Consider the following 13058-nt stretch of genomic DNA (forward strand, 5'->3'; position numbering starts at 1 on the left):
TAGAAGGCATCAAAATGTATGTCGACATGAACCGTGAGTACCTGAAGGATATAAACACAACAGAAGACGTTAAGATACCTGAAGACCCCCTTGAGAGGGTCATAGGGCATGAGGACGTCATGCCCATGATAAAGATAGCTGCAAAGCAGAGGCGGCACCTGCTTCTCGTGGGACCGCCAGGTATAGGAAAGTCCCTGCTTGCACAGGCAATATCATTTCACCTCCCTGAACCATCAGAGGAGATAACAGTAGTTCACAACCCTGAAAGGCCTGAAAGGCCATTCGTTGAGGTTAAAAGCCGTAAGGAAATAGAGGATGAAATCCTTGAGATTGAAAGGGCTGAGGGTGAACTCATAGATCCCCATAGTGTCCCCGAGGCTGTTGCAGAACGCCTGGGATTCAAGTGCATACACTGCGGCGAGTACAGCAGCGCCTACAACAGCATCTGCCCAAAATGTGGGGGTGATAAGTTCTCCCACATTAAAGCAAGGAGAAAGCACATCGGGGACCTCCTCGGGATGTTCGAGATGAGTTCAGGGAGCCTCAGCGTGCCCCAGAAGAGGGTCACAACCACCAGGATAATGGATGGTGTTGAGGAGGTTGTGATCTACGAGAGGGTTGGTGGAGACAGCATCAAGGTCCTTGATCAGAGGGCCCTTGAAAAGAGGAGGCAGATGGTTGAAGAGAAACCCAGGAACGTCATAGTCCCCCTTGAGAGGAAAACCTTCATTCAGGCCACAGGGGCAAGTGAAACCGAACTTCTGGGTGATGTACGCCACGATCCCTACGGGGGACATCCTGACCTGGGTTCCCAGCCCTATGAACGTGTGGTCCCCGGGGCAATCCACGAGGCCCATGAGGGCGTGCTCTTCATAGACGAGATAGTCCACATAGCAGGCCTTCAGAGGTTCATATTCACTGCCATGCAGGATAAGACATTCCCCATAGTTGGAAGGAACCCCCAGAGCGCCGGGAGTTCCGTTAAGGTTGATGAGGTCCCCTGTGACTTCATATTCGTGGGTGCCTGTAACATCGCTGATCTCCAGTACATACTTCCCCCCCTCCGCTCAAGGGTTCAGGGGGAGGGCTATGAGCTTCTCCTGAATACCACCATGCCTGATACCGATGAGAACAGGGCAAAAATCGCGCAGTTTGTTGCACAGGAGATAGAACTCGATGGAAAGATACCCCATGCCCGGGCTGCCGCTGTTGAACTCCTTATTGAGGAGGCGAGGAGAAGGGCCAGGGCCGTTGATGACATGGATGATGCCCTTACACTCCGCCTCAGGGACCTCGGTGGTGTTGTGAGGATGGCCGGGGACCTTGCTGTGATGGATGGCAGCGAATACATCGAGACCAAGCACATGGAGGTTGCAATAAGGAAGGCTGTTTCCATTGAGGACCAGATCCTCAGGAGGTACAAGAGTTATGAGAAGGCCCTTGAGAAGGACCTCTCAAGTTCACAGAGGATGTCACATCAAAGTTATAACAGTGAGAACATAGACCGAAGCTACATGTGATACCTGATCCGCAAGATTTAAGTGGGCATTTATGGTAGATACCATGAACATGAAGAGAGAGTCAGAGGAAAAACAGGGTCTTCTTGAACGCTACAATTTCCCGGAACTCATTGAGGACTACCTTGTGGAACTTGAAATCAGGAACTACTCCCCCAACACCATCAAAACCTACAGGTCAATTGTTAAAAATTTCTACGAATTTCTGATGGAGGAGGATGACCTCTACGATGATAGAAGGGTTCTGAGGTCCTTCAAGAGGTACATACAGTACCTTAAGAGGGATAAGAACGTCACCCAGAACTACATTTATCTTGTTACCGTTGTTATCAAGAAGTTCTTTGAGTTCAGTGAAATAGACTGCCTGCAGGAGGTCAAGGCTCCCAAGAGGACGAAGTCCCTCCCCAAGTCCCTCAATGAGGATGAGGTTATGAGGCTCATAAATGCCGTTGAACTCTCAGATGATGGTTCGGCCATTAAGAGGTTCATAAAGACCAGGGACAGACTGATACTCTCGCTCCTTTATTCTTCGGGTCTCAGGGTCTCTGAGCTTGTTTCACTCAAGGTCAATGATATTGACACCGGTGAGCGGACAATTAGGATAAGGGGTAAGGGTGATAAGGATCGTATAGTCCTCTTTGATGAGAGCACAAGGGACCTCCTTGTGGAGTACCTCAGGGGGAGGATCCATGAGAGTGAGTACCTCTTCCTAAACCGCTTCGGGGACCCCCTCACACCAAGGTACGTCCAGATGATGATAAAGAACTACGCCCGGAAGGCAGGTATAAACAAGAAGGTGACCCCACATATCCTCAGGCATTCCTTTGCAACCCATCTCCTAAAGAATGGTGTGGACATAAGGGCCATACAGCAGCTTCTGGGGCATTCAAACCTTTCAACAACCCAGATATACACCAGTGTGGATATGCAGACCCTTAAAAATGTTTATGACCGTGCAAAGCTCCTCTAGCTTCAATCTTATTTTTCCAGTGGGTTATCCTCAGTGAGTGGTGTCTGATACCAAAAATTATATAAACTACAACAGCAATATATCCATAGATTTGAATATATTGATCTGGAGGTTAAAGGTTGTTACAGGAATTTGCCGATTATGTGACCTACAATCTTATTGGGCTTGAACCCGCATCACACCTGGGAAGCGCTGTTAACTTCTTCATATACGACACCATAAAGATATTCATCCTCCTTGCAACACTCATATTCGTCATATCATTCATAAGGACATACATACCCCCCAACAGGGTCAGAGAGATCCTTGAAAAAAGGCACAAGTATACAGGAAACTTCATTGCAGCCCTTGTAGGTATAATAACACCATTCTGTTCATGTTCTGCGGTCCCGCTATTCATAGGGTTCGTTGAGGCTGGCGTGCCTCTGGGAGCCACATTCTCATTCCTCATATCCTCCCCTATGATAAACGAAATAGCAATAGTGCTCCTCCTGGGACTCTTCGGGTGGCAGATAACCGCATTCTACATCATATCAGGGTACATAATAGCGGTAATTGGCGGTGTGCTCATAGGAAAACTCAAAATGGAAAGCCAGCTTGAAGACTACGTCTATGAGACACTTGAGAAGATGAAGGCGCTGGGCACAGCAGATGTTGAGCTCCCTAAACCAACCCTCAGGGAAAGGTACATCATAGCAAAAAACGAAATGAAGGATATACTCCGCAGGGTCTCGCCCTACATAATAGTCGCGATAGCCATAGGCGGATGGATACACGGCTATCTACCATCCGATTTCCTGCTGCAATATGCCGGTTCAGACAACATCCTCGCAGTCCCCCTGGCTGTACTCATAGGTGTCCCCCTCTATTCAAATGCAGCAGGGACCATACCCCTCATATCAGCACTCATAGAGAAGGGAATGGCTGCCGGAACCGCCCTGGCACTTATGATGTCAATAACAGCCCTATCCCTTCCAGAAATGATAATCCTCAGGAAGGTTATGAAGTCCAGGCTCCTTGGAACATTCATAGCAATACTCGCAGTCTCCATAACACTTACAGGTTACCTATTCAACCTGATAATATGATTGAGGTGATAAGATGAAGATACAGATATACGGTACAGGATGTGCAAACTGCCAGATGCTTGAGAAAAATGCAAGGGAAGCCGTTAAGGAACTGGGAATAGATGCAGAGTTCGAGAAGGTGAAGGACATGGACGAGATACTTGAAGCGGGACTCACAGCTCTCCCGGGACTTGCAGTTGACGGTGAACTCAAAATCATGGGAAGGGTCGCCTCAAAGGAGGAGATAATGAAGATCCTCTCCTGATCCACTTTTTATGGTGAATTCAATGGTCAAGGAAGAAAAGGGTTTTGAGGGTAAAATAAAGGCCATGATCTCCTCAAGGGCCTGCGCATGCCAGACAGGTATCCTTGAAAAGAAAAAATCAGGACTCAGATATGTTAACTGTAAGGGATGCGGCAAACTATTCAAAACCGACAGGGACACAGATTACTGTATGGACTGTGAAAGAAAAATGAAATGATGATCTAAATGGAAATATCATTCATAGGTGGGGGGCGGGTAGTAAGAATAATCCTTGGAGGCCTTCAGAGGGTCGGGAGGACTCCAGAGGACGTTATGGTCTGTGACACCGATGGGGGAACACTGAAGAGTCTGGAGGAAGAGTTCAGTGTTAATACATCAACCGACTGCAGAAACGCTGAGGGGGACCTGATCTTCCTGGCGCTCCACCCACCTGTCCTGAAGGATGTCCTCGCCAATATAAAGCCGCCCAGGGATTCCCTGGTGGTATCCCTTGCACCAAGAATAAGCATGGGTTACATGCAGAATGCCATGAACCACCCAAAGGTTGCGAGGGTTATATCCAATGCCCCATCAATCATCAACAGGGGATACAACCCATTCTGCATAGCCACTGAAGCATCCCAATCAGATAAAGAAAATCTGAAATCAATTTTTGACGCTTTAGGAGACTTTCCAGAGGTTGATGAGGAAAAACTTGAGGCATACGCAATTATAACTGCAATGGGCCCCACCTATCTATGGTTCCAGCTGGATGAACTTGAAAGGCTGGCCGTGGACTTCGGGATGGACACCGAAGAGGTCAGGACGGCAGTCTCATCAATGACCCTTGGTGCGGTTGAAGCATTCTACAGCTACCCTCAAAGAGATGTGCTCATGGACCTGATTCCCATAAAACCCATCACCACTGAAGAAGACCATATAAGATCCATTTACAGGGATAAACTCACGGCACTCTACCGGAACCTTAAGGAGAAACTTTAAAGTATTTATGGATGAATTATCTGGAGGTAAAAGATGTATAAACGGATACTGCTTGCAACAGATGGATCCGAATGCTCAAATCAGGCCGCGGAATACGCCATTGAAACCGCCAGGCAGAACCAGGCAGAACTCATAGCACTCTCAGTCACCGAAACAAAGGCACTCCAGAATCTCCCGGTTGAGGAACTAACAAAGAAGGTTACAGAACTCTTCAGAAGGGAATCCGAGGAAGCTCTGGAGAGGGTCGAGGAACTCGCAGGCTCCATGGAGGGTCCTGCTAAGGTTCGGAAGATGGTGCTTGAGGGTCAGGCGGCAGATACCATCCTCAGGGTCGCTGATGAGGAAGGTGCTGATCTCATAGTCGTTGGTGCTTCAGGAAAGCACGCCCTTGAAAGGTTCATTCTGGGGAGTGTCTCAGAGAAGGTTGTAAGGCACTCAACCGTCCCTGTACTGGTGGTCCACAGCAAAAAACAGAAATGCTAGGTAATTGTTATGAGGACATGTTCAGCAGATAAACCAAGCCCTGAACAGCTTGAGAGACTTAAGGAAAGACTTGAAAGGCTACCTGATGATGATAAAATAGAAAGGGATGCAAATGCCCTTAAGGCCCTCGCCGACCCGACGAGGCTCAAGATAATCCATCTCCTATCTGAAGGGGAGCTGTGTGTCTGTGAAATCATGGCAGCACTCGAAAAGCCCCAGCCAACGGTCTCACATCACCTCAACATACTCAAAAGGGCAGGTTTCCTTAAATCAGAGAAGATAGGGGTGTGGGTCCACTACATGCTATCAGATGACAGCCTCCCCTCAAAGGTCGAATACCTCCTGAATGACCTGGAATACTGAAATGGTTCTGGGCATCCAAAGATTTCTTTTATCATGACATTCTGTCACTGTAGACCTGTTCAGTGAATTCAAATGTAAATTTAACTCCCCTTTCAGGTTTTTCCACCCTTATATTCCCCCCAAGCTGCATGGAAAGGTTTTCAATCATCCTGAACCCAAAGGATCCCCCATCCGGGAATCTTACTCCCTCTGGAAGTCCCCTTCCATTATCAGTGTATACCAGCAGGTAGGAGCCATTCATTTTTTCAATGGAAATCGTTATCCTCCCCTCACCCTCAAATGCATGTTTCAGTGAATTTGATATCAGTTCCGATATTATGAGTGCCAGTGGGACCCCAGTGTCCATATTCAGGCACACATCATCTGCCATTATATCCAGACGGACAGATGATGATGCACCATATGATTCTAGAAGCTGGGAGGAGATGCTTCTGAGGTAATCACCAAAATCAATAATGTAGCTGCCACCTGATGGGTACGCCCTCTCATGTATAACCGCGATTGACCTCAGCTGGTTAACGTAGTCCCTGAAGAAGTGCTCCATGGCGGGATCCTCAGCATACCTTATCTGAAGTGAAAGAAGGCTTATGATAAGCTGAAGGTTATTCTTGACCCTGTGGTGAAGTTCTCTGAGAAGAGCTTCCTTCTCAGCTATTGACCTTTTAAGGTATTCATTCAGGGTTCTTTCACGGATGAGTTTAAGTCTGTTCCTCTTTGCCTCATGCTTGTGGATTGCCATCTCAAGGTTGACCTTGAGGTCCCTCTCATGGAATGGCTTCAGCAGGTATGCATAGGGCTCTGTTTCACCGGCCCTCTTGAGGATATCGTTGCTGCTGTAGGCTGTGAGGTATATGATGGGTACGTCCATCTTCTCTGTTATGATCCTCGCAGCCTCTATCCCATCCATTTCACCTGCAAGCATGATGTCCATTATTATGGAGTCTGGCTGGAGGTCCTCAATTCCCTCAAGGAGATCCTCAGCCGAATGAAATATCGCAGGAACCTCATAGCCCTCACCTTCAAGTATAACCCTGATATCCTGGGCCACCAGCTCCTCGTCCTCCACAATGACAACCCTTCTCCTCATCATCAACCACCAAGATCGAATGTGATCCTGAATACCGCGCCATTCTGATTTTCTGCCGAAATTGAGCCCTTAATTCTGCTTAACATGAAATTAACCAGCCTTAGACCGAAACCTGGAGGATCTGAAAGATCAAGGTCCTCGGGTAAGCCAGAACCATCATCGGCAACCATCAGGACCCCTGAACCTTTGAATGATTCAAGTTCAACTTTTATCTCCCCTGAATCTCCGGTACCGTGCTTTATGGCATTTGTTACAAGTTCGTTGACTATCAGACCTATGGAAACCGCGGTGTTGATCCCTGCCTCAATTTCAGCCAGGTTCACCCTGAACACCACATCCCTGCCGCGGCACATGCCCTTAAGTTCACCAATGAGTTCCTCAATGTAGTCAGATAGGTTCACGGCCATCCCGTTTCTGGAGCCATAGAGCCTCTCATGTACGAGGGATATCGACCGCACCCTGTTCTGGCACTCGGTGAATATCTCAAGGGATTCCTCATCATCTATGTACCTGGACTGAAGCCTCAGGAGGCTTATGATAAGCTGAAGGTTATTCTTGACCCTGTGGTGTATCTCAGACATCAAGAATTCCTTCTCCCTAAGAGAGGCCTCCAGGGATTCTCTGATGTTTTTGTCCTCTGTTATATCCTGCTTTATTCCTATCATGGATATGGGGTTCCCGCGGGAGTCAGAGAGTACCTTTGCCCTGAAAAGTACATATGCCACTGAATCATCCCGCACCACCCTGTACTCCGCCTCAAAGGGCTCCTTTTTTGTGATTGAATCAATGAATGACTCCCTGTCTTCAGGGTGGATCCTTGATACCATCTCATCAAGGGTGCCCCCAAAATCATCCTTTCTGATTCCAAGTATCCTCAGGGCCTCATCGGAACATGAAAGTGTTTCTGACTCAAAATTCCACTGCCAGCTTCCGATCTTACCTATCCTCTGAGCCTCCTTCAGCTGCCAGTGACTTTCTGCGAGGGACCTTCTTGTCCTCTCAAGTTCCCTCTCCTTTTCAACCTCCCTTAGGGCTCTTCTTATTGCAACGGGAACCTTTGAGAAGTTGCTCTTAAGAACATAATCAGTGGCCCCACTCTTAAGTGCCTTCACAGCGAATTCCTCACCTATCTTTCCACTCACGAATATGAAAGGCACATCTGGACACAGCTTGCGTGCTATTGCCAGGGCAGAGAGGCCATCAAAGGATGGTAGTGAATGGTCAGCCAGTATAACATCCGGCCTGAATTCATGAAGTGCCCTTACAAAGTCCTCCTCACTTTCAACAGTTTCTGAGATGAAATCAATTCCTGAGCGACTTATCTCCCTCTCCATAAGTTCAACGTCAAGGGGGACATCCTCAAGTATGAGAATCCTGCATGTCATCCTATCCTCTTTTAGCTATGATTCCTAAATGAATGTGTCGAAAAGGTCATATTTATGCGCCGCAGTCATGATCTATAACACCTAAATCTGCTGGGCAAGTCTTATTTATCTGTCTCCCTATAATATACTTATGAGAAAATTCAGAAGACCCCTCGTTGTACTCAGCCGCTGCATCGAACATGATCACTGTCGCTATGACGGCTCAATGATATCCAGCCCCTTTGTGAGGCAGTTCTCTGATTACGCGGATTTCATCACAGTGTGCCCCGAGGTTGAGATGGGTCTGGGTGTTCCAAGACCACCCATACATATAATCATGAAAAACGGGGAATTCAGACTTTTTCAACCCGAAACCGGCAGGGATCTGACAGAGGAGATGAATTCATTCATAAGCTCCTTCCTGGATTCCCTGGATAAAGTCGATGGATTCATATTAAAGAACAAGTCTCCATCATGTGGTATAAGGAACGTTAAGGTCTACATGGGCGCCGGTAAAAGACCTGGCAGCCATGGGGTGGGGTTCTTTGGAAGGGCTGTGATGGAAAGGTTCCCCCACCTCCCCCTTGAGGATGAGGGGCGCCTCAGGAACCTTCAGATAAGGGAGGATTTCCTCATAAAGCTCTACCTGGTGAGGGACTTCCGTGCGGTGAGAGACCTGGCTGACCTCATAGAGTTCCACACGTCAAACAAGCTGCTCCTCATGTCCTACAGTCCAGAGGGGCAGAGAACACTCGGGAGGATAATAGCAGATCAGAAGAACCATGATGACACCCTCAGGAGATACTCCGAAACCCTCTGCAGCGTTATAAAAGACCCTCTGAAACCTGAAAGAATCATAAACAGCCTCCTGCATGCCTTTGGCCACTTCTCATCAGAACTAAATGGAAGGGAGAAGAGTTATTTCCTTGAATCAGTTGAGGGGTACCGTAAGGGGATCATGCCACTTCTTGTGCCCCTCAGCATACTGAGGTCATGGGTCGTGAGATTCGGGGATGACTACCTTAAGGGCCAGACCCTCTTTGAACCATACCCCCGTGAACTTGTTCCTGTAACCCTCATCGTTTGAGGTGGCGGTGATGATACATGATGAGAGGATAAGGAGCCTCAACACTGAAAAACCAGCCAGGGATGGTAAGTATGTCATCTACTGGATGCAGGCCTCGGTGAGGGCACACTGGAATCATGCCCTTGAGTATGCAATTGAAACTGCCAACAGCCTCCATAAACCGCTGATTGTCATATTTGGACTCACAGATGAATTCCCCAATGCCAACTCCCGCCACTACAGGTTCCTCATAGAGGGCCTGAGGGACGTGGAGGATGCCCTCATGAAGAGGGGTGTGAGGCTCGTGGTTGAAGGTGAAAGGCCCCCCTCAGCTGTTATTAAATACGCGGATGAGGCCTCTGCAGTGGTGGTGGACAGGGGATACCTTGACATTCAGAGGGAATGGGTGGATGAACTCGCTGAATCACTCCACATCCCATTGATGCAGGTTGAAAGCAACGTTATAGTACCCGTTGAAACAGCCTCCCCCAAGGAGGAATACTCTGCAGGGACCTTCAGGCCAAAGATAACAAGGGAGCTTGAAAGATTCATGGTCCCCCTCCAGGAGCGAAGGCTGGCTGTGGATTCCCTTGACCTTGACCCGGGCCCTGAACTTGATGATGTCACCGGAAAATTCAGGGCCCCTGAGGAACTGGAGCCCTCCAGATTCAGGGGTGGGACCTCTGAGGCAATAAGGCTATTTGATGAGTTTCTTTCAGAGAAACTTTCATGCTTTGAGAAGTACAGGAATGACCCTGTGAAGAACTGCCTATCAAATATGAGCCCGTACCTTCATTTCGGACATATATCACCGCTTTACCTTGCCATGAAAGCATCAAAGACGGGTGAATGCCCTGAATTCCTTGAGGAACTCATTGTGAGAAGGGAACTCAGCATGAACTTTGTGCACTACAGTGAGAATTACAGCAGCATAAGCTGCCTTCCTGACTGGGCCCAGAACACCCTCATGGAGCACGCAAGGGACCCCAGGGAATACGAGTACACCCTCAGGGAATTTGAGGAGGCCAGAACCCATGACCCCTACTGGAACGCAGCCCAGAAGGAGATGGCTATCACCGGGAAGATGCACGGTTACATGAGGATGTACTGGGGTAAAAAGATTCTTGAGTGGACAGATCACCCTGAAAGGGCCTATGACATAGCACTTTGCCTCAATGATAAGTATGAGATAGATGGAAGGGACCCCAATGGCTTCACAGGGGTTGCCTGGTGTTTCGGTAAACATGACCGGGCCTGGGCCGAAAGGGAGATATTCGGAAAGGTCAGGTACATGAATGACCGTGGACTTGAACGGAAATTTCAGATAGGTGAATATGTGAGGAGAGTTCAGGAGCTGGAAGAGTAAATGATGCCAGACATTATTTTATCACAGAGAACATTCCACAGAACAAACACCTAATGAAAAACCCTCACCCAGCAAAACTTTTTTATCATCCTACACCCAATTATCTAAGGGATTCCAATTATTCTCACTCCATGGAGGTTATGATATGAACATTGACCTTGAAGGATACTACAGGATACGTTACAGTCTGTTCAGATGGAGACACAATCAGACATGGATCAGCAAGACAGTCATGGCATTTTTCATGGCCTGTGTAACAGGGATAATGGCCCAGGTTGTGATTCCACTACCCTGGACCCCGGTACCCATCACAGCCCAGACACTGGCAGTCCTCATGTCCGGTGTTGTCCTTGGAAGGTACTGGGGTGGGCTGAGCCAGGTCATATACGTCCTTATTGGTGCCGCTGGAGTGCCCTGGTTTGCCGGTATGACAGGTGGAGCCGCTGTACTGATGGGTGCAACAGGGGGATATCTCATTGGATTCGTTCTTGCAGCGCTGCTGCTGGGCCACTTCGTTGACAGACACATAAGATCAAGGAAATTCACGCCGATGATGGCACTGATGCTTGTTGCAAACTTTGGCCTTATCTACATCCCAGGACTTCTTGTTCTGGGCCTCTGGACCCTGCAGACAACAGGACACATGCCATCAGCATGGGAACTTCTTGTCATGGGGCTTTTACCGTTCATACCCGGCGATCTGCTTAAGATAACAGGGGCTGCGGCACTTACAAGGGCCATAACACCAAAGGAGCCCTATGGTGAAGAGGTTGACGTCCATAAATTCCCTGAATGGAGGCTGCCCTGAACTGATAATCAGGGCACATCACCTCCTCTGTATGCAGGGGTTTCAGGGATACGGCTACAGCAGGGAATTTGTTGATAATATGGAGAGGATCCTCAAGTGGATCCATGATAATCCCAAGAAGCCAATAATGATTGTTGATTTTCCAGATGATATCTGTGCCGCGTGTCCATTCCTTGATGGATCCACCTGCCTGAGGGCCAAAGACACCGTGAGGCTCATGGATCGGATGCTCATGGATTTACTGGGTATAAAGAGCGGGGATGAACTGACATCCACAGAAATCGATGACCTCATCTCACCGCTCCTAGATTCCCATGAATTAACTGATATATGTGGTGAATGTTCCTGGATTGACGTCTGCCTGGTACACAGAAACCCAAGGTGAAAATGATGATCCGGCGAAAACTCGGTTCAACTGACATATCTACTTCGATACTGGGGATAGGTGTCATGAGGTTTCCTGAGGTGAATGGAAGACTTGAAAGAGGGTCTGCAGCGAAAATTATGGACTTTGCCCTTAAGAACGGCATAAACTACATTGACACCGGTTACACCTATCATGGCGGTGAAAGCGAGGTCTTCGTTGGTGAATTTCTCTCAGAAAAGGGTGACTACATGGACGATGCGGTGGTGGCAACCAAGCTTCCCACCTGGCTCGTTAACAGAAGAAAGGACATGGATATGTATTTTGAGGAGCAGATGAATCGCCTTAGAGGCAAAATTGATATATACCTCCTTCACAACCTCAAAAAGGATTCCTGGCTGACCCTCAAGGATATGGGGGTCCTTGATTTTCTTGACTCGCTCAGGGATGATGGAATCTATGTTGGATTCTCATTCCATGATACAGCTGACGTATTCTTTGAGATAGCCGACTCATACAGATGGGATGTCATCCAGGTCCAGCACAATATAGTGGATGACCACCAGGCAAACCCCGCTACCCTTGCATATGCCCGCGGACTTGGTGCCGGTACTGTGATAATGGAGCCATTGAGGGGAGGCTCACTTGTACGTAACATCCCACAGGAGGTCAGGGAAATATATGAAATGGCCAGGACCCCCGAAAGCCTGTGGAGTGGTGTCTGAGGTATCTATGGGATATGGATGATGTTGACGTGGTTTTAAGCGGTATGGGAAGTGTATCAGAGATCAGGGAGAATGTTGAAATTGCATTGAACTCCCAAAAGCTCACGGAAGATGACCACGAAATTTTGAGGGAAGTTAAAAGGGCCTACCGCATGAGGAAGAGTATCCCCTGTTCAGAATGCGGATACTGCATGCCCTGCCCTGAGGGCGTTGACATACCCCGCAACTTCAGGCTTCTGAATGATGTATACAGGTTCATGAGCACCGGGGGCGTGGAAACTGAGTACAGGAAGATCATGGATGCCAGGGAACGTGCATCAAACTGTTCCGGCTGCGGCTCATGCATGCCCTGCCCCCAGATGATCGATATACCCTCTGAACTCAGGAGAGTCCATGAAAAACTTGGATAGGTGAACCCCTTGATTGAAAGGATCAAGTACTCAATCAAGATTGCGGTGATACTCGCTGTGCTTGGCTCAGCCGTCCTCTTTATATGGGGGATGATTGGGAGAATGGCTGTGGACTGGAACGTTCTGAGATCAGCCATTGAAGGTTTTGTTGCATTTGGAATATTCGGATTCATACTGGGATTTCTGATATATGACCTTGAACCCTAAATTTAAATGGAGTTA

17 protein-coding genes are annotated in these 13058 nt (G+C 48.2%); 15 read left to right on the plus strand and 2 right to left on the minus strand.

Annotation, left to right across the window (positions count from 1 at the left end; genetic code table 11):
* Nucleotides 1-14 precede the first annotated feature (14 nt).
* The 8 genes from AB9H23_RS04995 (at nucleotide 15) to AB9H23_RS05030 (ending at nucleotide 5646) form a co-directional block, all read left to right on the plus strand.
* Nucleotides 15-1520 (plus strand): ATP-binding protein, encoded by a 1506-nt coding sequence (locus tag AB9H23_RS04995; protein ID WP_370004377.1) that lies wholly within the window; start codon nucleotides 15-17, stop codon nucleotides 1518-1520.
* 31 nt (nucleotides 1521-1551) lie between these two features.
* Nucleotides 1552-2487 carry a site-specific tyrosine recombinase/integron integrase gene (gene xerA / locus AB9H23_RS05000; protein ID WP_321210934.1) on the plus strand — a complete coding sequence of 312 codons (936 nt, stop codon included), beginning with the start codon at nucleotides 1552-1554 and terminating at the stop codon, nucleotides 2485-2487.
* A gap of 119 nt (nucleotides 2488-2606) precedes the next feature.
* Nucleotides 2607-3575, plus strand: a complete 969-nt coding sequence (locus tag AB9H23_RS05005) for a permease (protein ID WP_321210935.1) — start codon at nucleotides 2607-2609, stop codon at nucleotides 3573-3575.
* Between the two features lie 13 nt (nucleotides 3576-3588).
* Nucleotides 3589-3819, plus strand: a complete 231-nt coding sequence (locus tag AB9H23_RS05010; protein WP_013296100.1) for an MTH895/ArsE family thioredoxin-like protein — start codon at nucleotides 3589-3591, stop codon at nucleotides 3817-3819.
* A gap of 22 nt (nucleotides 3820-3841) precedes the next feature.
* Nucleotides 3842-4036 carry a hypothetical protein gene (locus AB9H23_RS05015; protein ID WP_147671672.1) on the plus strand — a complete coding sequence of 65 codons (195 nt, stop codon included), beginning with the start codon at nucleotides 3842-3844 and terminating at the stop codon, nucleotides 4034-4036.
* Between the two features lie 8 nt (nucleotides 4037-4044).
* A complete protein-coding gene (locus AB9H23_RS05020; RefSeq protein WP_370004378.1) occupies nucleotides 4045-4800 on the plus strand; it encodes a pyrroline-5-carboxylate reductase family protein in 756 nt (251 codons plus the stop codon).
* A gap of 33 nt (nucleotides 4801-4833) precedes the next feature.
* The gene (locus AB9H23_RS05025) at nucleotides 4834-5283 is read left to right on the plus strand and encodes a universal stress protein (protein ID WP_321210937.1); all 450 of its coding nucleotides are present in this window, start codon (nucleotides 4834-4836) and stop codon (nucleotides 5281-5283) included.
* A gap of 9 nt (nucleotides 5284-5292) precedes the next feature.
* Nucleotides 5293-5646 (plus strand): helix-turn-helix transcriptional regulator, encoded by a 354-nt coding sequence (locus AB9H23_RS05030; protein ID WP_147671669.1) that lies wholly within the window; start codon nucleotides 5293-5295, stop codon nucleotides 5644-5646.
* Between the two features lie 31 nt (nucleotides 5647-5677).
* Here the strand turns inward: AB9H23_RS05030 and AB9H23_RS05035 are convergent, their stop codons facing one another.
* Together AB9H23_RS05035 and AB9H23_RS05040 are read right to left on the minus strand one after the other, a co-directional pair.
* Nucleotides 5678-6733, minus strand: coding sequence for a histidine kinase dimerization/phosphoacceptor domain -containing protein (locus AB9H23_RS05035; protein ID WP_321210938.1), 1056 nt, complete (start codon nucleotides 6731-6733; stop codon nucleotides 5678-5680).
* Nucleotides 6734-6735: 2 nt separating this feature from the next.
* Nucleotides 6736-8118: a histidine kinase dimerization/phosphoacceptor domain -containing protein gene (locus tag AB9H23_RS05040; RefSeq protein WP_321210939.1), complete on the minus strand. Its 1383-nt coding sequence runs from the start codon at nucleotides 8116-8118 to the stop codon at nucleotides 6736-6738.
* A 130-nt stretch (nucleotides 8119-8248) separates the two neighbouring features.
* Here AB9H23_RS05040 and AB9H23_RS05045 point away from each other — a divergent pair, with 130 nt between their 5' ends.
* From AB9H23_RS05045 to AB9H23_RS05075, 7 genes are all read left to right on the plus strand, one after another.
* Nucleotides 8249-9184, plus strand: coding sequence for a YbgA family protein (locus AB9H23_RS05045; RefSeq protein ID WP_370004379.1), 936 nt, complete (start codon nucleotides 8249-8251; stop codon nucleotides 9182-9184).
* A 10-nt stretch (nucleotides 9185-9194) separates the two neighbouring features.
* A complete protein-coding gene (gene phrB, locus AB9H23_RS05050) occupies nucleotides 9195-10529 on the plus strand; it encodes a deoxyribodipyrimidine photo-lyase (RefSeq protein WP_321210941.1) in 1335 nt (444 codons plus the stop codon).
* A gap of 145 nt (nucleotides 10530-10674) precedes the next feature.
* Entirely contained in the window at nucleotides 10675-11337 is a 663-nt protein-coding gene (locus tag AB9H23_RS05055) for a biotin transporter BioY (protein WP_370004380.1), read from the plus strand.
* Nucleotides 11291-11722, plus strand: a complete 432-nt coding sequence (locus AB9H23_RS05060; RefSeq protein WP_370004381.1) for a DUF1284 domain-containing protein — start codon at nucleotides 11291-11293, stop codon at nucleotides 11720-11722. The genes AB9H23_RS05055 and AB9H23_RS05060 overlap by 47 nt, the downstream gene beginning before the upstream one ends.
* A gap of 5 nt (nucleotides 11723-11727) precedes the next feature.
* A complete protein-coding gene (locus AB9H23_RS05065) occupies nucleotides 11728-12426 on the plus strand; it encodes an aldo/keto reductase (RefSeq protein WP_370004382.1) in 699 nt (232 codons plus the stop codon).
* A 14-nt stretch (nucleotides 12427-12440) separates the two neighbouring features.
* Complete coding sequence (locus AB9H23_RS05070; protein WP_370004383.1) at nucleotides 12441-12836, plus strand: 4Fe-4S dicluster domain-containing protein; 396 nt, start codon at nucleotides 12441-12443, stop codon at nucleotides 12834-12836.
* Entirely contained in the window at nucleotides 12837-13043 is a 207-nt protein-coding gene (locus AB9H23_RS05075) for a hypothetical protein (RefSeq protein WP_321210945.1), read from the plus strand.
* The last annotated feature ends 15 nt before the right edge of the window (nucleotides 13044-13058 follow it).

The organism is Methanothermobacter sp. KEPCO 2, assembly GCF_041228365.1.
In the GTDB taxonomy this organism is placed as follows: Archaea; Methanobacteriota; Methanobacteria; order Methanobacteriales; family Methanothermobacteraceae; genus Methanothermobacter; species Methanothermobacter marburgensis.

Coding starts and splice junctions, on each gene's coding strand:
- AB9H23_RS05070 (WP_370004383.1), top strand. CDS start 12,441: ATGGATGATGTTGACGTGGTTTTAAGCGGTATGGGAAGTGTATCAGAG.
- AB9H23_RS05025 (WP_321210937.1), top strand. CDS start 4,834: ATGTATAAACGGATACTGCTTGCAACAGATGGATCCGAATGCTCAAAT.
- phrB (WP_321210941.1), top strand. CDS start 9,195: ATGATACATGATGAGAGGATAAGGAGCCTCAACACTGAAAAACCAGCC.
- AB9H23_RS05065 (WP_370004382.1), top strand. CDS start 11,728: ATGATCCGGCGAAAACTCGGTTCAACTGACATATCTACTTCGATACTG.
- AB9H23_RS05030 (WP_147671669.1), top strand. CDS start 5,293: ATGAGGACATGTTCAGCAGATAAACCAAGCCCTGAACAGCTTGAGAGA.
- xerA (WP_321210934.1), top strand. CDS start 1,552: ATGGTAGATACCATGAACATGAAGAGAGAGTCAGAGGAAAAACAGGGT.
- AB9H23_RS05010 (WP_013296100.1), top strand. CDS start 3,589: ATGAAGATACAGATATACGGTACAGGATGTGCAAACTGCCAGATGCTT.
- AB9H23_RS04995 (WP_370004377.1), top strand. CDS start 15: ATGTATGTCGACATGAACCGTGAGTACCTGAAGGATATAAACACAACA.
- AB9H23_RS05045 (WP_370004379.1), top strand. CDS start 8,249: ATGAGAAAATTCAGAAGACCCCTCGTTGTACTCAGCCGCTGCATCGAA.
- AB9H23_RS05055 (WP_370004380.1), top strand. CDS start 10,675: ATGAACATTGACCTTGAAGGATACTACAGGATACGTTACAGTCTGTTC.
- AB9H23_RS05020 (WP_370004378.1), top strand. CDS start 4,045: ATGGAAATATCATTCATAGGTGGGGGGCGGGTAGTAAGAATAATCCTT.
- AB9H23_RS05040 (WP_321210939.1), bottom strand. CDS start 8,118: ATGACATGCAGGATTCTCATACTTGAGGATGTCCCCCTTGACGTTGAA.
- AB9H23_RS05015 (WP_147671672.1), top strand. CDS start 3,842: ATGGTCAAGGAAGAAAAGGGTTTTGAGGGTAAAATAAAGGCCATGATC.
- AB9H23_RS05035 (WP_321210938.1), bottom strand. CDS start 6,733: ATGAGGAGAAGGGTTGTCATTGTGGAGGACGAGGAGCTGGTGGCCCAG.